Origin of the sequence: Prosthecobacter sp. (assembly GCF_049294395.1) — a bacterium.
Taxonomy (GTDB): Bacteria; Verrucomicrobiota; Verrucomicrobiia; order Verrucomicrobiales; family Verrucomicrobiaceae; genus Prosthecobacter.
This window is the reverse complement of sequence record NZ_JBAQCR010000147.1, coordinates 21684-41218: the sequence shown is the minus strand read 5'-3', so window position 1 is coordinate 41218 and position 19535 is coordinate 21684. Positions and strand designations below refer to the sequence as shown.

Genomic DNA, 19535 nt, shown 5'->3' with positions numbered 1-19535 from the left:
CTCCTGCACGGCGTCGCAGATGGCCTGGGTCTGGTCGCGCCGGTCGCCGGGCTCGTCCCCGATGGGCCGGTAGCGCAGCTCGACGGGGTAGGAGCGACCCGACACCTCCACCACCGGGGCGCCACCGAAGTGGGCCGAGAAGCGCTCGGTGTCGATGGTGGCGGAGGTGACGAGCAGCTTGAGATCGGGGCGCTTTTTCAGCAGGCCCACGAGATAGCCGAGCAGGAAGTCGATGTTCAGGGAGCGTTCGTGCGCCTCATCAAGAATGAGCACGGAGTAATTCCGCAGCATGGGATCGCTCTGGATCTCGGCCAGCAGGATGCCGTCTGTCATGAACTTGATGCGGGTGTCGCGGCTGGTGTCGTCGCTGAAGCGCATCTTGCAGCCGACTTCGCGGCCCCAGGGTACATTCAGCTCTTCCGCCACGCGTTTGGACACGCTCATGGCCGCCACACGACGCGGCTGCGTGCAGCCGATCTGGCCGCGCACATCGTGCAGGGCTTCGAGGCACATCTTGGGCAGCTGCGTGGTTTTTCCTGAGCCGGTTTCGCCCGCCAGGATCACCACCTGATTTTGGCGAATGGCCGCAACGATCTCGTCACGGCGGGCCGTGATGGGCAGGTCTGGGGGATAACTGATGTGCGGCATGAGACGAAAACGGGCGCGGAGAGTAGGCGGAAAATGGCAGATGACGAATTCCGAATGACGAATGCTGCGCAGATGTATTGTCCGCCATGGAGTCCACCCGTCCAAAAACCGCGCAGCAAGGCGTGTGTGCCGTCACTGGCAAGTCACAGCCGATCACCAAGCTTTTTGTCCTGCGGGAGCTGCGTCCCAACATTGCGCATACCCTGCGCGTCCGTCATCCAGAACTGGCCGACGACTCCCGGGTGAGCTTGGATACCGTGAACGCCGCCCGGCTGGAATACATGCGCGATTTGCTGGAGACCCAGGTGGGTGATCTGACGAAACTGGATGAGGAGGTGGTGGAAAGCCTGCACAAACATGAGGTGTTGAGCGAGCGCCCGCTCTCTGAGACGGAGGAGGTGCAGAACCTCACCTTTGGCCAGCGGCTGGCGGACAAGATCGCGGACTTCGGCGGGAGCTGGACGTTCATCATCTCATTCTGCTTGTTTCTGGCCCTGTGGATTGTCATCAATGCCGGGGTGCTGCTGAAGCAGCCATTTGACCCGTATCCATTTATCCTGCTGAACCTCATGCTGTCGTTTCTGGCCTCGCTGCAGGCACCGGTGATCATGATGAGCCAGAACCGGCAGGAGGCGCGCGACCGCCAGCACGCGGAGGGTGACTACAAAATCAATCTCAAGGCCGAGCTCGAGATCCGCCACCTGCACGAAAAGATGGACTACCTGCTGCATCAGCACGCCACCAAGCTGATGGAGGTGCAGCAAATCCAGCTCGACCTGCTGCGCGAGCTGGCGCACGGGCGCGGCAAGCCGCACGTGTGATTCAGATCGAGCGTGGCAGCGGCCCCACTGGAATGAGTTTCACGTTTTGCGCAGGCAGTTTGGCCCCCGCTTTGATCCAATCGCGAAGGACTTGAACATCCTTTTTGGAGATGGCATGGCCGCTGGGCGGCATGGCTCCGGGGATTTCATCAGGAAAGATGACGACCTGGAAGAAGCGGCTGGACTGCGGTTTGCCGGGGACAATCCAATGAGAGCCGATGAGCTTTGAAAGTGCGTGCGTGTCGTTGATCGGCGGCATCGTGGAGAGCCGGTTGTCGCCGTGGCAGTGCACGCATTGATGTTCGAGGACGGTGAGAGCCGGCCCCCAGTTTCCAGACCCGGCGCTCGCGGTCGCAGATTTTTCTTCCCAGACAGGCTGCGTGCAGGAGGCAATCAGAACGAGGCAGGCTGAGAGCAGAAGTCGTTTCATGACTCAGCATGCCAGCATTTCCGGATCTTCACACCGCAAATGCTTGTGCGGGAATTGGCCTACTCCTCGCCTTTGAAGTACTCCACTTCCTGCATTTCGAAGGCTTTCCGGTGAGGTTTAGTCATCCATTTGCCGGAGTCGGGGTAGTGGATCACATCTGCCTGCGGCTGGTCGGCAATGACGAAAAAGGTGAGGTCTTCGGTGCCGTAGTTGATGAGCTGGTGGGCCTCTCCTGGAGGAAAGACGAGGTAGTCGCCCGCCTTGATGTCTTCCTGCCCCTTGGGGGTGCGCACCGCACCGACGCCGCTGAGGATGTAGTAGGCCTCCCACTGGGCGGTGTGTTCATGGAAGGGAAAATTGATCTTTCCCGCTGGAATGCGCTGGATTTCGAGATCGAAGGGATGGCCGCCAGCCCAGGTGCCGATGTCCTTCTGCCCGCCTGCGGCGATCGAGAGTGACTTGCGGGCGAGGCCGTACTTGCCTTGAGGGGAGTTTTGCTGGGTCCAGGGGAGGTCTTCGGCATTGGTGCGGGTCATATGGGCAGGTTGTAGCACGCGACGGACGTTTTGGCGTGATTTGGAGCAAAGAATTTTCAGCAAAACCGGCATCCCCGCTTGCCAAGTGAGCGTTCCCAATGCAGTTAGAATCATTCTAATTCTAAATTCGTCATGCCCCCCTCCCCTTCACGCACTCCTGCCAAACCTACCGGTCTGGACTGCCGCCTTGCCGTGCTGGGTTCGGACGTGCGCCTGACGCCGCACCGGCGTGAGGTGTTCGAAGTCCTGGCCTCCTCCACGGACCACCCCACGGCCTACGACATCCTCGACCGGGTGAAAAGCCGCAGCCCCGGCATGTCTCTGGCCACCGTTTACAACTGCCTGGAGCACCTGACCACCGCAGGGCTCATCAAGCTCGTCCATCTGGAGCGTGGGCAGTCCCGCTACTGCGCGAACCTGCACGAGCACATCCATTTCCACTGCGAGACCTGCGGCAAGGTGATCGACGCGCATCCCACCACCGACTTCGATCCCGCCAAGTTCTGGAACCTCCCTGCCGGCACCAAGATCGCCCGCACGGATCTGGCCATCCATGGCACCTGCTCCAAGTGCGCGGAAAAAGCCCTGAACTCGTAAGCCTGAACCCAAAACCACTTTCCATGTCCCTCGAAATAAAAGCCCTCCACGCCCAGATCCCCGGCCGCGAAATCCTCAAAGGCCTGAACCTCACGATCAACCCCGGTGAAGTCCATGCCATCATGGGCCCGAACGGCTCTGGAAAGAGCACCCTGAGCAAGGTCCTCTGCGGCCACGACGACTACGAAGTCACCAGCGGCGAAGTCCTGCTGGACGGCGAAAACATCCTCGACATGGCCGTGGATGCCCGCAGCCGCGCCGGCCTCTTTCTGGCCTTCCAGTACCCGCATGAAATCCCCGGTGTCAGCAACGCCAATTTCCTCCGTGCCGCCTTGAAGGCCCGCCTGCCAAAGGGTGAAGACATCGATGCAGTGAAGTTCTACAAGCAGCTCTACGCCCGCATGGACCAGCTGGAAATGGACCGCAGCTTCACCAGCCGCAGCGTCAATGAAGGCTTCTCCGGCGGTGAGAAGAAGCGCAATGAAATCCTCCAGCTCATGATGCTGGAACCCAAGTACGCCATCCTCGACGAAACCGACTCCGGCCTCGACATCGACGCCCTCAAAATTGTCTCCCGCGGCGTGAACGCCATGCGCAGCGAGAACCGCGGCTTCCTCGTCATCACCCACTACCAGCGCCTGCTGAACTACATCCAGCCCGACATCGTCCACGTCCTCAAAGACGGCCGCATCGTGAAGACCGGCGGCAAAGAGCTCTCGTTGGAGCTTGAAGAACGCGGCTATGACTGGGTGACTGATGAGTCGCTGGTGGCGGCAGCATAACCCCACCCTTTGAAGCCATATCGAGATGAAACCCAGCGTGTATATCGAAACGACCATCCCGAGCTACCTCGTAGCCCGGCCTAGTCGTGACATCGTACTCGCCGGGCATCAGGAAACGACGCGCATTTTTTGGACGCAGCGCCGAAAAGAATTCGACCTTTTCATCTCTTCGTATGTGATCGAAGAATCAAGCAGTGGAGAAGCTGAAATGGCGGCCCTCCGCTTGGACAGTCTCAGAGGCATCCCCATGTTAGCCGAAACGCCGGAAACTGGTTTACTGGCCTTGCGTTTGATTGCCAAACTCGGTCTTCCTCAGAAAGCCGAGGCAGATGCATATCACATCGCCATTGCGGCGGTCCACGGAATGGACTTTCTGCTGACTTGGAACTGCACACACATCAACAACCTGAACATGTTTCGACGCATTGAAGAAACCTGCCGGGAAGCAGGCTTTACGCCACCAGTCATCGGTACCCCCGACGAACTCATCTAATGACTGCCATGAACACCATCGAAGATCCTATCGTCGCAGAAGTGCGGGCCAATCGTGAAGCGATCTTTGCCAGTTGTGGTTACGATCATTCCAAATTCAACGCCCACATGCATGAGGTCAGCGAACGACTCAAAAGCGAGGGGTGGCCCGTGGCAAACCGCCCCGTCATCCGTCGCTCCACGAGCCACCAGTCCACTCCTCCAGAATCCTTCATCCTCCGCGAAGACCCTCCAGCAAACACTGAAAGCTGAGTGCATCCAGCTTGAAACTTTAAACCTGAAACCCGCCAAACTTTAACATTATGGTCACCGCCCCAGACAACGACATCTCCGACATCAAGGTCGACAGCGTCGGCGATTTCACTTTCCCCGAGCGCAACAAGTACGACTCCGGCTTTGGCATCACCGAGAAGACCGTCGATTTCATCGCCGATGTGAAGAATGATCCCGACTGGATTCGGGAGTTCCGGCACAAGGCGCTCAAGGTCTTCCAGGACAAGCCGATGCCGACACATTGGGCCACGAAGGATCTGGAGAACATCAAGTTCGACGAATTCCGCTACTACCTCAGCGACGGCCAGAAGCCGAAGCGCTCCTGGGACGATGTGCCCGAGGACGTGAAGAAGACCTTTGACCGTCTCGGCATCCCTGAGCAGGAACGCAAGTTCCTCGCGGGTGTGGAAGCGCAGTATGACTCCGAAGCCGCCTATTCGAACATCAAGGCAGCCGTCGAAGAGCAGGGCGTCATCTTTGTGAACAGCACCGAAGGCCTGCACAAACACCCCGAGATCTTCCGGAAGTGGTTTGGCAAGGTGATCCCGACGGGCGACAACAAGTTCTCCGCGCTCAACAGCGCCGTGTTCTCCGGCGGCTCATTCATCTACGTGCCGCCCGGCGTGAAGGTGAAGCATCCGCTGCAGGCTTACTTCCGCATCAACAGCGAGCAGTTTGGCCAGTTTGAGCGCACGCTCATCATCGCCGACGAAGGTGCGGAAGTGATGTACATGGAAGGCTGCACCGCGCCGAAGTTTGAAACCGCCACTCTGCATAGCGCGGTGGTGGAACTCGTCGCCATGAAGGGTGCCAAGATTCAGTATGTGACCGTGCAGAACTGGAGCAGCAATGTCTTCAACCTCGTGACGAAGCGCGGCATCGCGCATGAAGACGCCGAAGTGCGCTGGATCGACTGTAACATCGGCAGCCGCCTCACCATGAAGTACCCCGGCGTCATCATGAAGGGCAAACGCGCCCGTGGTGAAGTCATCAGCATCGCTCTGGCGAACAGCGGCCAGCATCAGGACACGGGAGCCAAGATGGTCCATGCCGCCGATGACACCACGAGCAACGTCATCTCCAAGTCCATCTCCATCGGTCAGGGCCGCAGCACCTATCGTGGTCTGGTTCACATCCCAAAGCACCTCAAGGGCTGCAAGAACAACACGGAGTGCGATGCGCTGCTGATCAACAGCAACAGCCACACGGACACCTACCCCGCCATCAGCGTGCGGGGCAACCAGCACTCCACGCAGCATGAGGCGAGCGTCAGCCAGGTCAGCGCGGATCAGATTTTCTACCTGATGCAGCGCGGCCTCACCGAGGCTGAAGCCATGAGCTTGTCCGTGAACGGCTTCATCAATGACCTCGTGAAGGAATTCCCGATGGAATACAGCGTGGAATTGAAGCGCCTCATCGACCTCGAAATGGAAGGCAGCGTGGGCTAGCGCCAGCATGACGAAATCAGAATGACGAACAACGAACATCAACGAATCCCAGCTGCGGGATGCCCGACTTTGTCACGGCACTCTGGAGTATTCCATCCTGCCGGACCTTTCCGCATGCCTGTGATCGCCCGAAAGCGCCGGAGGGCCGGAGGGCCGGCGCACTCCAAAACGCTGTCGCGGCTTTTATCACACCCACGCGTTTGTCATCGTTGTGTTCCAAAGATGCCGCCCGCCATTAACCACTGACTTTTTACCTCTCACTTCCCTTCGATGTCTGCCACGCTCCTCGCTCCCACATCCCCCTCCATGCCCGCCGAAGCCACTCCTGATCAGCCCGCTCCTTCCGGCCTCGAAATCACCGTGCCTGTGCGCGATGAGAAATCCGCCCCCGGCTGGTTTCTCGCCCGCTCCGAAGCAGCCTGGGCTGAATTCCAGACGTTGCCGATGCCTGGCATCAAGGATGAGAACTGGCGCTACTCCAGCTCGAAGAAAATTGAGCTCGCTGATCATAAGCCTGCCATCGCCCCCACGGCTGCAAACACCGCTGCTGCTCTCGCGGCCACAGAAGGGCTCAAGGAACGTGCGGCACGCTTTGTCTTTGTGAATGACGTGCTCGTCGAGTCTGACACCACGAACCTGCCTGCGGGTGTGGTTTGCGTGACCTTTGCGGATGCGCTGCGGGATCACAACGAGGTGCTCAAGGAGCACTTCATGCAGCGTGAGATGACGCTGGGGTCGGCGAAGTTTGCGGCCCTGCACCTCGCGCACGTGAAAGCAGGTGCGGTCATCATTGTGCCAAAAAATGTGGCGATTGAGAAGCCGGTCGAAATCTTCCATTGGGTGGTCGGCGATCATGCCGCCATCTTCCCGCACACGCTCATCGTGACGGGTGACAATGCCGAAGTCAGTGTGGTCGATCATTACCGCAGCCTCGAAGGCGAAGGCGGACTCAGCATCGCCATTGCCGATCTCGTCGGCGGACGTGGCAGCAAGATCACCTATGCCGCATGCCAGGAGCTGGCGGATGATGCGCAGGCGCTGCATCTTTCCAGCATCGTGGCAGGACGTGATTCCGCCATCAAGAGCTTCCAGGTGCAGCTGGGCGCGAGTTTCAGCCGCAGCGAAAGCGTGAGCGATCTCATCGGCGAAGGCTCCCGCAGCGACATGCTCAGCGTGTCATTGCCGATCGGCGAGCAGGTGGTCGATCAGCGCACGTTGCAGAACCACAAGGCCCCGCATGCCAGCAGCGACCTGCTGTACAAGAACGCCCTCTACGGCAAATCGCGCAGCATCTTCAGCGGGCTCATCACCGTGGATGAAGGCGCGCATTACACCGACGCCTACCAGACCTGCCGCAACCTGCTCAACAGCAACGAAGCCGAGGCAACGAGCCTGCCCGGACTCGAAATCAGCGCCGACCAGGTCAAGTGCAGCCATGGTGCCACCAGCGGCCCCATCAGCGATGAGGAGCTCTTTTATCTCAAAGCACGTGGCATCAGCGACAGCGAAAGCCGCAAGCTCATCATCGAAGGCTTCCTGGCCGGTGTCATCGAACGCTTTGGCAATGGCGAACTGCTCGACACCCTGGTGGCGCGCATCGACGAAAAGCTGGAGCGCGCGGTATAGTCTGCGGGGCGCCCCCTGCCCTCTTATCGCCGCATCTGCACTTTTTGCGCGGGCTCCATCATCGTCTTGACGCCGCTGGCTGCTGGGTTTTTAAGCACCTCGTCCACCTTTTGCAAAAACCCACGAACGTATGCCGCTGAGAGCGACTGCGACAGATGGGAGTTCGGAAGCGACACGACCAAGCCCTCGCCTTGAGCCGCCCGTTCCAAGACGGCACGATCATACCTCTGTCCCTCCAAAGTGACCTCGTGGTCCTCTGCAGTCTCCTGCATGTCGCTCGCCTGTAATTGCAGGACATTTTTTTGATAACAGTGGAAATAGCGCGCCTTGCCAGACGCTATTTGAGCAGCCAGCCCCCCTCGCACCATCCGCGGAAGTTCTGTTGTCGTGGTGAACTCGATGTAATCCCAATCTCCCTGCACCAGCAGCGAACCGCTCTTCAACCGGAAGACCTCGGTGCTGGCATAAGCTTTGGCTGGATTTTTGACTGTGGAAGGCGTTTCACATGCGACCAGACAAAGGCCGACAGCCATAAGAATACGACGGGAGAATTTTTGCATCATGACCATAGGATAAAACAACCATTCGCCTTCAAGCAATTTTTGCTTCAAAACATCCCTGACACCTTCCGGTCTTAACCACGCTTTCCATCAATCCGTTGCTGCTTGGAAATATACCGATGGCACCAGCTCGACAGTGGCGTTCTGACACAAGAGCTTTGCCCCCACTTCAACAAACGCGATCCAGCGCAGGAATCACCCCGACCGAAAGATCCACCGGGCAGTTGGTCACACTCGGGGTGAGACGCTCCCACATGTACTGAACGGCCTGGGCCAGCAGTTGAACGTCCACGCGGGCATCGTGGCGCTTCACGCCTTTGCTGGACACGCCTACGCGGCCCAGAACCGCGTCCAAACCATGGCCACCTTTGCCGCCCCAGATTTTGCGGGAGAAGTCACGTGAATCGAGGGCGCTCGTCTCGCGCACCGGAATAGCGTGGCGTTTGCAGTTCTCCGCAATGAAGCGCATGTCGAAACGAATGCCATTGTGGGCAATGAGCGTCGCATCATGACCGACGAAGCGGGAGAACTCCATCAGCACATCCACGGGATGGGGAGCGTCCGCCACCTGCTCCTGCGAAATGCCAGTCAGCTTGGTGATGAAGGACGGAATGCGGTTTTCCGGCCGCACATAGCTGTCGAAGTATTCTCCTTCATCCCACTTGCCGTTCTTCACCTTCATGGCTGCGATCTGGATGATCTCATGCTGGGAGGGTAACAGGCCGGTGGTTTCGAGGTCGAAGATGATGAGGTTCATGAATGCGGGCGGAACACGCTGTCGCATCCCAGCCCTTCGTTGCGGCCATAGCAGGCTGATTGCAAGGCATTAAACGTACACCCGGGGCACGCGGGAGTTGATATTGGTCAGCACTTCATAGGGAATGGTGCCCGCCCAATCCGCCACGTCTTGAGCGGATATGCCATCACCAATGAGGGTCACGGCGTCGCCATTGTAGGCGGTGCCCCACTCCAGATTGACCATGAACTGATCCATGCACACACGGCCCGCAATGGGATGCCGCTGGCCGCGAATGACGACCTGTCCGCGATTGGACAGTGCCCGAAAATAACCATCGCCATAGCCCACGGGCACGGTGACGACACGCACCGGGTGATCGCTCTGCCAGGTACCACCGTAACTGACGGAACTACCGGGCTGCACGACTTTGAAATACACCACCTGAGACTTCCAGCTCAGCGCCGGCTGCAACGTGACGGTATGCGGAACCTCCTTTGAAGGATAGACGCCATAGAGCATGATGCCCGGACGGACGAGATCGAGATGGCTCTCTGGAAGCTGCAGTATGCCGCCGGAATTGGCGATGTGGCGCTGGGGGGGCTGCAGTCCGCGCTTTGGATAAAACTCCAGCACTTCAACAAAGCGTGCGAGCTGCTCTCTGGCTGAAGCGAGGTCTGCGGAGTCTGAATTGGCAAAATGCGAGTAGATGCCGGCGACTTCCACATTCGTGAAGCTCAGACTGGCCTCCAGCAGTTTCTCCGCGTTGTACCAATGCACGCCGATGCGCTCCATGCCGGTGTCGATCTTCAGATGCACGCGCGCTTTTGTTTTCACTGCGGCGGCGGCTTCATCAATCTGGCGCAGCTTGTCGATGGAAGAGGCCGCCATCATCAAATCATGCGCGATGAACTGCGGGATCTGCCGCGTGGCCACACCGCCAAAGACGAGAATCGGCAGCGTGATGCCGGCCTGACGCAGGACGATGGCTTCTTCCAGCAGCGCCACGCCCAGGCAAGGCGCGCCATGATTCATCAGGTGCCGCGCCACCTCGACGATGCCATGGCCGTAGGCATTCGCCTTCACCACGGGCATGACGGACGCCGCGCCCACATGCGCACGGATGGCGTCATAGTTCTGCGCGATGGCACCGAGGCTAACCTCGACGTGGGCTGGGCGGATGGCGTCGGTTGGATTCAAGTGGGGCACACTCGACTAGCCCAGGATCGCTTTCAACTTCGCTGACACTTCGGCAAAGGCTTCGTCACTCATCGCCGGTGTGGCTGCGGCAGCCAGGGGCAGTCCTTCTTCAGGGAGGGTGATCCAAGAGCGGCAGCCGCCGTAGCTCTTGGCATAGGGGAAGTGCCAGTTCTGCGGCAGTTTGTAGGCACGGACGAGAGCGACATGCAGGCAGGTCTCATCGTCATAGATGAAGCGATCCTTCACCACGTCCTCATTCCAGATGTGCAGCGGAGCCAGTGCGGCCACTTTGTCCCAGTCCGTGACTTTCCAGACCTGCTCCAGCGTGGCGCAGCCGTCGATGTCGACGGTGGTGCGTTCCTCTTCGGGTGGGAAGTCGCGCTGGGTGTTTTCGGGCACCCAGCTGAGTTTTTCGGCCTGATTGTGGAACCAGGTAGGGAAGAGGAAGAACTGCCGGTGCTTCCACTCAAAGCCGCCGCGACCTTCGTGGATGCCGCCTTTGCGCAAAATGATGCTGAGCCGGCCCTGCGCGAGGGCATCGCAGACGAAGGACCATTCTTTGAATCCGGTGGGGGTGGTGAAATCAGGCATGATAGAGGGTTACGTAAGCGGAGCAGCGGCGAGAGCAAGCAGGAGCAAAAAACGAAGTCATAATGACAAATGACGAGGTCACACTTCGGTTATCAGATAACCACATCTGGCTCCAGCTCCCGCACGCGCCGCACCGCCACTGCCAGGTCCACTGCTTCCCCGCTCTCCACCACCCAGTGGGCTGCGATCAGCGCCGATCGTTGCAAGCCCAGCTGGCAATGCACAAACACGCGTCGCTCCAGCGCCCGCTGCTCACGAATAAACCCCAGCGCTGCTTCAATCTGTTCCGTCTTCAGCGGCACCAAGTCCAGCAGGGGCAGGTTCACGTAAAACGCCCGCTCCCGAAATGCCGTCGGCGCATTCGTTTCCGCCGTCAGATCCAGCACAGCCAGATCACCCTGCCCTTCCGCCATTACCATCGCCACCGCCTCCTTGCCCGTCATGCGTCGCCCAAAGCACACGCCCGGCGTCACCTCACACCAGCCGGGTTTCCGCTTCAGCCACCTCTTCTGCACCCAGTCCCGCACCAGCAGGATCGGCAGCAGGCACCATTCGGCGGAGGGAGACAGGGTGCCGTTCTCCTTGCCCAAAAGACGCGACAACCCGGTGGCATACGCCAGCGCCACGATTCCGCACGCCACCGCTGGCCACACAAAGCCGATCCACGCGAACCCCAGCGCCCCGAACACCACCGCGCCCGCTCCATAACGCACCGCATATTTCTTCGAGGGATTCCGCGTCCCCATCTGCCTCGGGTCAGGGATCAGGGCCGCCACCACCCAGCCCATGATAAATCCGCCCGCCACATCAATGAGGTGATGCTGCCACACCAGCAGCGTGGAAAGACCGATCAGGATGAACCACACCTTCACCGCCGTGCGCAGGTGTCCTGTGAGACGGGCCCCATAAAACACCCACACAATCGACCGCAGACTGATGTGCAGCGATGGAGCCAGATTGTACGGCAGGTCGTTGAAATACAGCGCGTGGAAAAACGGCGCCGTCCATCCACTCGGCTCCGGCCTCGGCAGCCCCAGCTTCAGCGGAAACAGCAGGAAAAACACCCCGCTGAGAATGGTCACCGCCATCAGCCGTTTCGTCAGGAGATTCAGCTCCGTCTTGCTTCCGCATAAAAAAAACGCCCCGCAGAAGAAGAAGTCCAGCGACCAGTAGGGCACCACCAGTTCCTTGACGAAAGGGATGCTCCGCTCCCATTCAAACATCATCGTCGGCACATCTCCCCGCGTGTGCGTGAACAGGTTGCAGCCGCTGTACACGATCACAAACGTCGCCCCCGCCAGCGCCAGCCGCCACATCGCCGGCCATGCAAGTCCAGCTTCACGCAGGGTTCGGTTCGGCAGGTTTTGCATCAGCATGATTGCAGCAATAGATATGATTTCGTAGCGCGCAGATTTTTCCCCGGTCCGGGCTCTCCATCACGCACCACTCTTCGGTTTCCTCGCCAAACTCACCGTGAAAATACCGAAGTCATCCACCCACTGCTTCTCTTTCTTGAAGCCTGCAGCCTGCACCAGCGCATCCATCTCCCCCTGCGGACGTCGGCGCATGACCCAGAACTGCCCATCACGATTCGTCAGCGTCCGCGCGATCATCTCCACCTGCGGATGCCACGGCTGCCCCGTGTAGATCAGCCAGCCACCATCATTCACCGCATTGAAGAGGCCGCGCAAAGAGCGCTGCAGCTTTTCGTTCTCTGGAAACAGCTCGTAGAGACCTGACACCACCGCCACCGATGGCTTCGGTTCCACACTCGCCAGCGAGTTTTCGTCAAAGGCATCGCCCTTCAGATGCGTGATCCGCTCCTGCAGTCCCATCTCGCGCGCCGTCGCACGCCCTGCATTCAGCGCTGACTCGCTCCAGTCCCGGCACAGCACCTTTAGATCAAAGCCAAATTCCTGGTCCTCCAGCGCATCCAGCAGATAACGCCCAGCGCCCCCTGCGATGTCCATGAGCTGGAGCGGCATGCCGGACTCACTCACTTGTTTGAGCGCATGCTTCAGTGCCTGGTTCATGCACGCCCGCCGCTGGCGGATGCCGCGCCAGCCGATCGCATCCAGATAACCACGGTCAATGACCTTGCCAATGCCCAGCCCCCCGTTCGCCTTGTTTTTGTATACGTAGTCGAGGGACTCCCCTGAATCGAACCCCGTCGCATGGCCGATACGGATCCCCTCGCTCAGCTTGCCCAGCGTGCCCAGGCCGATGCGCTGAATCAAAAACGACAGCCCGTGCAGGGAGGGAGAGGGCAGCGGTTTCTTCAGCATCGCAAATTCCGCGTTCGTCACCGGATGGGACAAGTCGGCCTCCAACCGGGGTGGCGTGAAGTTGGCAATGCAGCGCTCTGCAAAACGCTTGATAGCCCCGCACACCTCATCCCGGCACACATCGTGGAAGATCGCATGTCGCGCGCCCTTCAGCGTCAGGTGGGTCTTCTGGTCGCTGCCATAGTTCTCGTACAACTGGTCTGCCGCCTCACGTTTCACCACCTTGTCAGCTCCGGCGGAGAACATCAGCAGCGGCCGGTCCATCACCTCCGCATCACTGATCACCCGCTTCGCGGTGTCGAAGAGGTCCACCAGAATCTTTGCCGAGATGTCCTTCGAAATGAGAGTGTCCGCATCATACACCGCCGCCGCTCCTGCGTCCCGAGTCAGCCATGATCCACGCACATAGCTTTTGATCGTCGCATCCGCCTTCAGCTTCTGCAGCAGCCGGATGCCGGTCAATGCACCGGGCACAATCAGATTCACCTCCAGCGCGGGCGTCGCCAAAACCAGGCCAGCAATCCGTGGCGCGAAATCATGCACCCATGCCGCCCCCACCACACCGCCCACGCTGTGCGCCACCACCACCGTCCGCTCCGGCACCAGCCCATGCGTCTTCTGCAGGTGATGAAAAAACGAGTCCAGATCCCGCACATACTCCATGAATCCCGCCGCATGCCCGCGCCTTCCAGGTGACTGACCATGCCCCCGCGCCTCCCACGCATAGATCGCCGTGTCCGGCATCACCAGATGCGGCACCACCGTGTCCCACCGGTCAGCATGCTCATGCCCGCGGTGCAGCAGCACCAGCGCCTTTGACGCTCCCGCCACGTTCCACGTCTTGTAGTGCAGCGCCAGCCCGTCATCCGTCGTGAATTGCAGTCGTTCAGAGTTCATGCGTCGCTCATCCTTTCGGGGGTTTTTGATTCAAGGCCTTTGCGAGATGCGCCGTGCGCCGCCAGCAAGTGATCACGATGCCAGCGTTCACAATCACAAGACACCACAGCATAAGCGGCGGTGCTTTCACATTCATAATATCGATAGTCATCATCGACAGGCAGCCTACCGTCACGGCAAACATGCGGTGTGGCTTCGCCATCGGCCCGCAGAAATCATGCCTCCCAGTCAAGCTCGCACCCAGCGCGCGGATGTAAGCCGTCAGGATAGCACCGCCCATCGCCGCCCAGCCCAGCGCGATGCCCCAGTCTGTGCCCACCGCATAACCGAGTGGCACTAAGATTAACGCATCATCAATCCGGTCGGGAATCTCATTGAAGAGATCCCCCGTCACCGACTTCAGGCCGCCCTCCACAGCCAGCAGCCCGTCCATCATGTTGCAGAAAAGCCGCAGCTGAATCCCCGCCGCTGCCACGAGCCACCACGCCCAGGCGTGCGCGCTCTGCGGCACCATCAACGCCGCTCCACCGGCCACCGCTGCACACACGATGCCCAGCAGCGAGACCCCATTGGGCGTCAGCCCCGTCTTCAGCATCCATCGCGAGAAAAACCCCGCCCACGCCGTCGTGCGTGACTTAAGCGGACGCCGTGCGGCAGAGTCGTCGATCATGGTCCCCATGCAACAGCACGCCTTGAGTCCCCGCAAGTGCCCGATTGACGCTGTGCCACTATCCGCCGCATAATCCCACCACTCCCGCACGTATAGTCGTTAGTCAGTTCGCCGCCCTCATGCCGCCCTTCTCCAATCCCACCGGAGCCTGCTCCCCCAGCGCTTCAGTCACCCGCCGCCGCCTTCTCTCTGCCGGCGGCCTCGGCATGTTCGGCCTCACCATGCCCCGCTTCCTCCGCGGCGCAGACGCGCAGCAAACTGCGGCCTTGGCGGCTGCCTCCGCCACCACTCCGGGCTTGGACAAACTCGTCGCCCGCGCCAAGTCGGTGATCTTTTGCTTCCAGTGGGGCGGACCGAGCCATCTGGAGACTTTTGACATGAAGCCCGATGCGCCAGAGGGCATCCGCGGGTTTCACAAGCCGATCAAATCGAACGCCGATGGCATCTGGGTCTCTGAAAAGCTGCCGAAGACGGCGAAGGTGATGGACAAGGTGACGCTGGTGCGGTCCGTGCATCACACGATGAAGAATCACAACAGCGCGGGCTATTACGCGCTGAGCGGTCACGCACCGCCGAGTGATGACCAGCGTCTGAAGGATTCGCCGGATCTGTTTCCGGCCTATTCGTCCGTGGTGGACAGGATCGCACCGCTCAAGGGTGAAATCCCGACAGCCGCCACCTTCCCTTACATCGTGAGCGATGGCTCCCTGACGCCGGGGCAACGGGCGAGCTTTCTCGGTAAGGAGCATGATCCTTTCATTGTGCTGCGTGATCCGAGTGCGCCGGGCTTTGCGCTGCCCGAACTGAGCCTGCCCAGCGGGGTGAGCTTTGAGCGGCTGAATGCACGGCGCGAGCTGCAAAAGCTGGTCGATTCCCAGACGCGGCTGCTGGATTACTCCGCCGAGGCGCGGGGCATCGAAAGCTACTATGACAAGGCCTTGTCGATGCTGCACAGCGAGAAGCTGCGTGCGGCTTTTGATCTCACCAAGGAGCCGGACAAGGTGCGTGATGGCTACGGACGCTCGCCTTACGGACAGAGTCTGCTGCTGGCGCGGCGGCTGGTCGAAGCAGGGGTGAAGTTTGTGACGGTGAATTTTTCCCAGGGTATCGGCGGGCAGAGCACCACCGAGGGTGGCTGGGACACGCATGGCTTCAATGACACGCGCATGTTCCCGATCATCGAGAAGTATCACATGCCGATCACGGAGCAGACACTTCCGACGTTTTTGACCGACCTCGATGAACGCGGATTGCTGGATGAAACGCTGGTCGTGTGGGTGGGTGAGTTTGGACGCACGCCGAAGATCAACAAGAACGTCTCCCGCGATCACTGGCCGCAATGCTACACCGCCCTCCTGGCAGGCGGTGGCGTGAAGCGCGGCTACGTACATGGCGCGTCTGACAAAAACGGCGAACATCCCGCTGACAAACCGGTGAAGCCGGATGATCTGGCCACCACGATGTATCACCTGCTGGGCATTCAGCCGGACACGGAGGTGCGTGATGTGGTCAACCGCCCCGTGCCCATCAGCTACGGCAAAGTCATCCAGGAAATCATCGCATGAAGACACTGCTCGCCACACTCTGCCTGCTGGTTGCCACCAGCCTGTCTGCCAAGGATCTTGGCATGAATCCAGTCTTCAAAAACTACATCGGCACCTGGAAGGCGGCGGGTGAACTGAAGGGGGAGAACAATGTCCTCGACATCAAGGAGGAATGGACCGGCGCTGCTGAAGGAGACAATTCCTTTGTGGTCAAAGGGACGCGCACGATCAATGGTGACACGCAGCCATTCCAATGGACGATCACGTATAACGAAGGTGCGGACAGCTACGAGGCCATCCTCTTAGGAGCGGAAGGTTCGCAGACGATCCGGTTTGAAGGCCATGTGTCGGAGGTCAATCTCACGTTTGAACTCAAGGCCGTCACTGGCAGCGGGGAAAGCAGCATCACCATCAACGAAGCATTCGCCGGCGATGCCAAAGACGTCATCGAAAGCAAAGTCACCTTCACGGGAGACACCGGACAGACAACCCTGCAAGGCGTGATCAAGCACCAGAAAGAAAAACTACCATAGTGAACATCACCGACTGGAATCAGGCCTATCAGGATAACTTCACGCCGTGGGACAAAGGCCTGCCTTCACCACCGCTGGTGGAATGGGTTGCCAAAAACCAGCTTTCAGGAAGGGTGCTTGTACCCGGGTGCGGCGTGGGCCACGATGTGGCGCATCTGGTGTCAAGCGGCATCGACGCCTACGGACTCGACATCGCGCCTGCCGCCGTGGCACGTGCCAAGGAGCGCTACCCTGATCTGGCGGAGCGCTTTGTGTGCGCGGATCTGTTTGAGTTTCGCGGCCAGTATGACGCCATCGTGGAGCATACCTGCCTCTGTGCGCTGCCACCTGAATGGCGAGTGAAGTATCGGGATGCGGTGGTTTCCTTGTTAAAGCCAGGCGGACTGCTGGTGGGGGTGTTCTTCATCAATCCTGAAATGGATCCTGGGGAAACCGGGCCACCCTTCGGCATTTCGCCGGATGAACTCACCACCTTGTTTGCTGAGCACTTTCACGTCGTGGAAAGTCATGTGCCTGCGGTGGCCTATCCGGGACGCGAAGGCCGCGAAAATCTCCGCGTGCAGCGGCTCGCTGCTACTTGATAGCCCCAGCCAAGGGCGCAGCAGGGTTCTGCATGCGCCGGGTGATGAAATCCTGCGGGACGAGCTGTTTCACAGTGCCCGAAATAATGCCTTCAATCCCCGGAGCAAAACGAGTCGGACGGCCATAGTAGATCATGGCGCCGGCACCTTCGTAGCCGCCTTCCTCCCAAACCCGCTGAGAGGGAATGTAGCAGGGCACGTCGTTGGTGTAGCTGTTGACCCAGGTGCGGGCGGGATCGAATTCGTTCTTGAAGCGCAGGCTGTAATCCACGACCACCTCGCCGGGCAGATTGATGGTGAGCAGGTCGTTTCCGTAATTCCAGACCTGGACGGTATAAGGGAGAGCGGGGGAAATTTTCTCGCCGCGTTCGAGCATGGCGAGATGCTGCCGGGCATGATAGGCCGTCCATTTATTGGAGTCGGCGGCTTTGGCCTTCCATTCTTCCACCGTGGGCAGTTTGTCGAACGGCAGCATCACCTCCCGCTGGCCACAGTTGAGCGGACCGTTCAAAGGCTGCATGGGGCCGTTGATCAGACGCACGATTTCTTTGGCAATGCTGACGCCGTGATTCACGGCGAAACGGCTTTCCTTGCGTGGGTAAGGGTTCTGATCTGCACCACAGCCGATGGCGATCAGGCAGACAGAGTCAGGAAAGCGCAATTCGAGTTCCTCATGTGCCAGCCCCGCCCAATCGCCATGAATCTCGTCGATACCGAGCGTCGTGCAGTGACAGGCGTAGCTGGCATGCGTAGCGATGAGCTTTTTCCCATCGGCAGATCTGACGCACAGGACTGGCAGGGCACGATCGCTCGGCCCGCTGAAATTTTGGGTATTCTGGAACCCAGCGTCTGTTTTCAACCGGCGGTTGAAGGCGAAATAGGCCCTGCCCACACTCCATTCGAGCCTGGCGGGCACCATCTTGTCTAATGACTGACCAATGATGCTGACGATGTGAGCTGTCAGCTCCTCAGTGTAGCGCTCAATGTGCTTTGCCTGATCTGCAGCCAGGTCCTCGCCGAAAAGAAAAGGCAGCGCACCTTTGAGCATCGGCGCACAATGCGTGTGAGTTGAATGCAGGGCGAAGCGCTCGTCTGCAATGATCCTGCCGCCGGTGGCAAGCCGTTTGAGCACCTCGGCACGGACAGACGCGGGCACACCGCAGTTATCGACACTGACAATGACCGCAGGAGCATCATCCTTCCACTGCAGGGCAAGAGCATTGGCATGCAGCCGCTGCGCCACCTTGGCAGTCTCTGCCGTGCGGCTGCCATAACCGCTCAGACGAACCGGATAGTCAGGCGTGATGTCGACATCCACAGCGCCCGCCTTCCAAAGCGGTGCCGTTTGCGCCAGCAACGGCACCTGGAGGAGCAAGAATATCGGGAGGATGATTCGTCGCATTTGTTCGATTATGAACAAATGCGACGAATGCTTACAAGACTAATCCTAATTGTAGCAAAAAATGCTACGCATTGGCATTCGCATAATCGATAGCAGCACGGCAGATTTCCCAGAAGCTACCGGGCTCCATGCTGGCTCCGCCGACGAGGGCACCGTCCACATCCTTCTGGCTGATCAGCTCGGCCATGTTGCTAGGCTTCACACTGCCACCGTATTGAATGCGGATTTTGGCGGCCACGTCGTCACCAAACAGTTCGCCGAGCACCTGACGCGTGTAAGCGTGGGCTTCCTGCGCCTGTTCGGGGCTGGCGGTGCGACCGGTGCCGATGGCCCAGACGGGTTCGTAAGCGATGACGCAGTCGGTGATGCGGCGCGGTCCCACGTCCGCAAGGGATTCACGCAGCTGGCTGCCAAGCACCTGTTCGATCTGTCCATTGTCACGCTCAGCGAGTGTTTCGCCGATGCAAAGAATGGGGTGGATGCGGGCTTCGAGGGCCGCGAGCACCTTGGCGTTGACGATGGCGTTGGTTTCTCCGTAAAGGCTGCGACGCTCGCTGTGTCCGAGGATGACGTGCTTGCAGCCGCATTCCTTGATCATACGGGCGCTGATCTCACCGGTGAAAGCACCTGCTGGCTGGGCGCTCATGTTTTGAGCGGCCAGTTCAACGCTCTGCTCACGTGCATTAACGAGCGCGTCCTGCGCCTTGGCCAGGCTGACGAAAGGCGGAGCCACGACGATTTGCACTGGAATTTTGTCCGGCACAAGACGGGCGAAGGCACGGAGGAAGTCATCCGTCTCCTGCGGTGTCATGTGCATTTTCCAGTTGGCGGCGATGATGGGTTTGCGGAAGGGAACGAAAGCCATGGGGATGTTTAATAAAGG

At 59.5% G+C, this 19535-nt stretch carries 22 protein-coding genes; 10 read left to right on the top strand and 12 right to left on the bottom strand.

Annotated elements, in window-relative coordinates:
- The coding region (locus tag WAW39_RS09745; RefSeq protein ID WP_422318230.1) for a DEAD/DEAH box helicase at positions 1-648 on the bottom strand (648 nt) is incomplete at its 3' end.
- A gap of 86 nt (positions 649-734) precedes the next feature.
- Here WAW39_RS09745 and WAW39_RS09740 point away from each other — a divergent pair.
- Entirely contained in the window at positions 735-1469 is a 735-nt protein-coding gene (locus tag WAW39_RS09740) for a DUF1003 domain-containing protein (protein ID WP_422318228.1), read from the top strand.
- 1 nt (position 1470) lies between these two features.
- On the opposite strand, the gene WAW39_RS09735 is transcribed toward WAW39_RS09740, so the two are convergent.
- The gene (locus tag WAW39_RS09735; RefSeq protein WP_422318226.1) at positions 1471-1899 is read right to left on the bottom strand and encodes a hypothetical protein; all 429 of its coding nucleotides are present in this window, start codon (positions 1897-1899) and stop codon (positions 1471-1473) included.
- A gap of 59 nt (positions 1900-1958) precedes the next feature.
- A complete protein-coding gene (locus WAW39_RS09730; RefSeq protein WP_422318224.1) occupies positions 1959-2435 on the bottom strand; it encodes a cupin domain-containing protein in 477 nt (158 codons plus the stop codon).
- 132 nt (positions 2436-2567) lie between these two features.
- Here WAW39_RS09730 and WAW39_RS09725 point away from each other — a divergent pair, with 132 nt between their 5' ends.
- The 6 genes from WAW39_RS09725 to sufD all read left to right on the top strand — a co-directional run bounded on the left by WAW39_RS09725 (position 2568) and on the right by sufD (position 7653).
- Entirely contained in the window at positions 2568-3032 is a 465-nt protein-coding gene (locus WAW39_RS09725) for a Fur family transcriptional regulator (RefSeq protein ID WP_422318222.1), read from the top strand.
- 23 nt (positions 3033-3055) lie between these two features.
- A complete protein-coding gene (gene sufC / locus WAW39_RS09720) occupies positions 3056-3814 on the top strand; it encodes a Fe-S cluster assembly ATPase SufC (protein ID WP_422318220.1) in 759 nt (252 codons plus the stop codon).
- Between the two features lie 25 nt (positions 3815-3839).
- The gene (locus tag WAW39_RS09715; protein ID WP_422318218.1) at positions 3840-4307 is read left to right on the top strand and encodes a type II toxin-antitoxin system VapC family toxin; all 468 of its coding nucleotides are present in this window, start codon (positions 3840-3842) and stop codon (positions 4305-4307) included.
- Between the two features lie 8 nt (positions 4308-4315).
- The gene (locus tag WAW39_RS09710; protein ID WP_422318217.1) at positions 4316-4558 is read left to right on the top strand and encodes a hypothetical protein; all 243 of its coding nucleotides are present in this window, start codon (positions 4316-4318) and stop codon (positions 4556-4558) included.
- A 50-nt stretch (positions 4559-4608) separates the two neighbouring features.
- Positions 4609-6027, top strand: a complete 1419-nt coding sequence (gene sufB, locus WAW39_RS09705) for a Fe-S cluster assembly protein SufB (protein WP_395733896.1) — start codon at positions 4609-4611, stop codon at positions 6025-6027.
- 270 nt (positions 6028-6297) lie between these two features.
- Complete coding sequence (sufD, locus tag WAW39_RS09700) at positions 6298-7653, top strand: Fe-S cluster assembly protein SufD (protein ID WP_422318214.1); 1356 nt, start codon at positions 6298-6300, stop codon at positions 7651-7653.
- A 23-nt stretch (positions 7654-7676) separates the two neighbouring features.
- On the opposite strand, the gene WAW39_RS09695 is transcribed toward sufD, so the two are convergent.
- The 7 genes from WAW39_RS09695 to WAW39_RS09665 form a co-directional block, all read right to left on the bottom strand.
- Positions 7677-8216 (bottom strand): hypothetical protein, encoded by a 540-nt coding sequence (locus tag WAW39_RS09695; RefSeq protein WP_422318212.1) that lies wholly within the window; start codon positions 8214-8216, stop codon positions 7677-7679.
- A gap of 166 nt (positions 8217-8382) precedes the next feature.
- On the bottom strand, positions 8383-8970 hold the full coding sequence (locus WAW39_RS09690) for a PolC-type DNA polymerase III (protein ID WP_422318210.1): 588 nt from the start codon (positions 8968-8970) through the stop codon (positions 8383-8385).
- 69 nt (positions 8971-9039) lie between these two features.
- Entirely contained in the window at positions 9040-10149 is a 1110-nt protein-coding gene (gene alr, locus WAW39_RS09685) for an alanine racemase (protein ID WP_422318208.1), read from the bottom strand.
- Positions 10150-10164: 15 nt separating this feature from the next.
- Positions 10165-10740: a DUF1802 family protein gene (locus WAW39_RS09680; protein WP_422318206.1), complete on the bottom strand. Its 576-nt coding sequence runs from the start codon at positions 10738-10740 to the stop codon at positions 10165-10167.
- 92 nt (positions 10741-10832) lie between these two features.
- On the bottom strand, positions 10833-12116 hold the full coding sequence (locus WAW39_RS09675) for a phosphatase PAP2 family protein (RefSeq protein WP_422318204.1): 1284 nt from the start codon (positions 12114-12116) through the stop codon (positions 10833-10835).
- A 60-nt stretch (positions 12117-12176) separates the two neighbouring features.
- Positions 12177-13922 carry a bifunctional alpha/beta hydrolase/class I SAM-dependent methyltransferase gene (locus WAW39_RS09670; protein ID WP_422318202.1) on the bottom strand — a complete coding sequence of 582 codons (1746 nt, stop codon included), beginning with the start codon at positions 13920-13922 and terminating at the stop codon, positions 12177-12179.
- Between the two features lie 7 nt (positions 13923-13929).
- Complete coding sequence (locus WAW39_RS09665; protein WP_422318200.1) at positions 13930-14592, bottom strand: CDP-alcohol phosphatidyltransferase family protein; 663 nt, start codon at positions 14590-14592, stop codon at positions 13930-13932.
- A gap of 119 nt (positions 14593-14711) precedes the next feature.
- Between WAW39_RS09665 and WAW39_RS09660 the strand changes: the two genes are divergently transcribed.
- From WAW39_RS09660 to WAW39_RS09650, 3 genes are read left to right on the top strand one after another with little or no spacing between them, the layout of a single operon-like run.
- Positions 14712-16157 carry a DUF1501 domain-containing protein gene (locus tag WAW39_RS09660; protein WP_422318198.1) on the top strand — a complete coding sequence of 482 codons (1446 nt, stop codon included), beginning with the start codon at positions 14712-14714 and terminating at the stop codon, positions 16155-16157.
- Positions 16154-16669 carry a hypothetical protein gene (locus WAW39_RS09655; protein WP_422318196.1) on the top strand — a complete coding sequence of 172 codons (516 nt, stop codon included), beginning with the start codon at positions 16154-16156 and terminating at the stop codon, positions 16667-16669. Before WAW39_RS09660 ends, WAW39_RS09655 begins: the two co-directional genes overlap by 4 nt.
- Positions 16669-17250: a methyltransferase gene (locus WAW39_RS09650; protein WP_422318194.1), complete on the top strand. Its 582-nt coding sequence runs from the start codon at positions 16669-16671 to the stop codon at positions 17248-17250. Before WAW39_RS09655 ends, WAW39_RS09650 begins: the two co-directional genes overlap by 1 nt.
- Here WAW39_RS09650 and WAW39_RS09645 read toward each other — a convergent pair.
- Positions 17243-18652, bottom strand: coding sequence for a neutral/alkaline non-lysosomal ceramidase N-terminal domain-containing protein (locus WAW39_RS09645; RefSeq protein ID WP_422318192.1), 1410 nt, complete (start codon positions 18650-18652; stop codon positions 17243-17245). The two genes, WAW39_RS09650 and WAW39_RS09645, sit on opposite strands and share 8 nt — an antisense overlap.
- Before the next feature lie 64 nt (positions 18653-18716).
- A complete protein-coding gene (tpiA, locus tag WAW39_RS09640) occupies positions 18717-19517 on the bottom strand; it encodes a triose-phosphate isomerase (RefSeq protein ID WP_422318190.1) in 801 nt (266 codons plus the stop codon).
- Between the last annotated feature and the right edge of the window lie 18 nt (positions 19518-19535).

Coding starts and splice junctions, on each gene's coding strand:
- WAW39_RS09740 (WP_422318228.1), top strand. CDS start 735: ATGGAGTCCACCCGTCCAAAAACCGCGCAGCAAGGCGTGTGTGCCGTC.
- WAW39_RS09735 (WP_422318226.1), bottom strand. CDS start 1,899: ATGAAACGACTTCTGCTCTCAGCCTGCCTCGTTCTGATTGCCTCCTGC.
- WAW39_RS09730 (WP_422318224.1), bottom strand. CDS start 2,435: ATGACCCGCACCAATGCCGAAGACCTCCCCTGGACCCAGCAAAACTCC.
- WAW39_RS09725 (WP_422318222.1), top strand. CDS start 2,568: ATGCCCCCCTCCCCTTCACGCACTCCTGCCAAACCTACCGGTCTGGAC.
- sufC (WP_422318220.1), top strand. CDS start 3,056: ATGTCCCTCGAAATAAAAGCCCTCCACGCCCAGATCCCCGGCCGCGAA.
- WAW39_RS09715 (WP_422318218.1), top strand. CDS start 3,840: ATGAAACCCAGCGTGTATATCGAAACGACCATCCCGAGCTACCTCGTA.
- WAW39_RS09710 (WP_422318217.1), top strand. CDS start 4,316: ATGAACACCATCGAAGATCCTATCGTCGCAGAAGTGCGGGCCAATCGT.
- sufB (WP_395733896.1), top strand. CDS start 4,609: ATGGTCACCGCCCCAGACAACGACATCTCCGACATCAAGGTCGACAGC.
- sufD (WP_422318214.1), top strand. CDS start 6,298: ATGTCTGCCACGCTCCTCGCTCCCACATCCCCCTCCATGCCCGCCGAA.
- WAW39_RS09695 (WP_422318212.1), bottom strand. CDS start 8,216: ATGATGCAAAAATTCTCCCGTCGTATTCTTATGGCTGTCGGCCTTTGT.
- WAW39_RS09690 (WP_422318210.1), bottom strand. CDS start 8,970: ATGAACCTCATCATCTTCGACCTCGAAACCACCGGCCTGTTACCCTCC.
- WAW39_RS09680 (WP_422318206.1), bottom strand. CDS start 10,740: ATGCCTGATTTCACCACCCCCACCGGATTCAAAGAATGGTCCTTCGTC.
- WAW39_RS09675 (WP_422318204.1), bottom strand. CDS start 12,116: ATGCTGATGCAAAACCTGCCGAACCGAACCCTGCGTGAAGCTGGACTT.
- WAW39_RS09670 (WP_422318202.1), bottom strand. CDS start 13,922: ATGAACTCTGAACGACTGCAATTCACGACGGATGACGGGCTGGCGCTG.
- WAW39_RS09665 (WP_422318200.1), bottom strand. CDS start 14,592: ATGATCGACGACTCTGCCGCACGGCGTCCGCTTAAGTCACGCACGACG.
- WAW39_RS09660 (WP_422318198.1), top strand. CDS start 14,712: ATGCCGCCCTTCTCCAATCCCACCGGAGCCTGCTCCCCCAGCGCTTCA.
- WAW39_RS09655 (WP_422318196.1), top strand. CDS start 16,154: ATGAAGACACTGCTCGCCACACTCTGCCTGCTGGTTGCCACCAGCCTG.
- WAW39_RS09645 (WP_422318192.1), bottom strand. CDS start 18,652: ATGCGACGAATCATCCTCCCGATATTCTTGCTCCTCCAGGTGCCGTTG.
- tpiA (WP_422318190.1), bottom strand. CDS start 19,517: ATGGCTTTCGTTCCCTTCCGCAAACCCATCATCGCCGCCAACTGGAAA.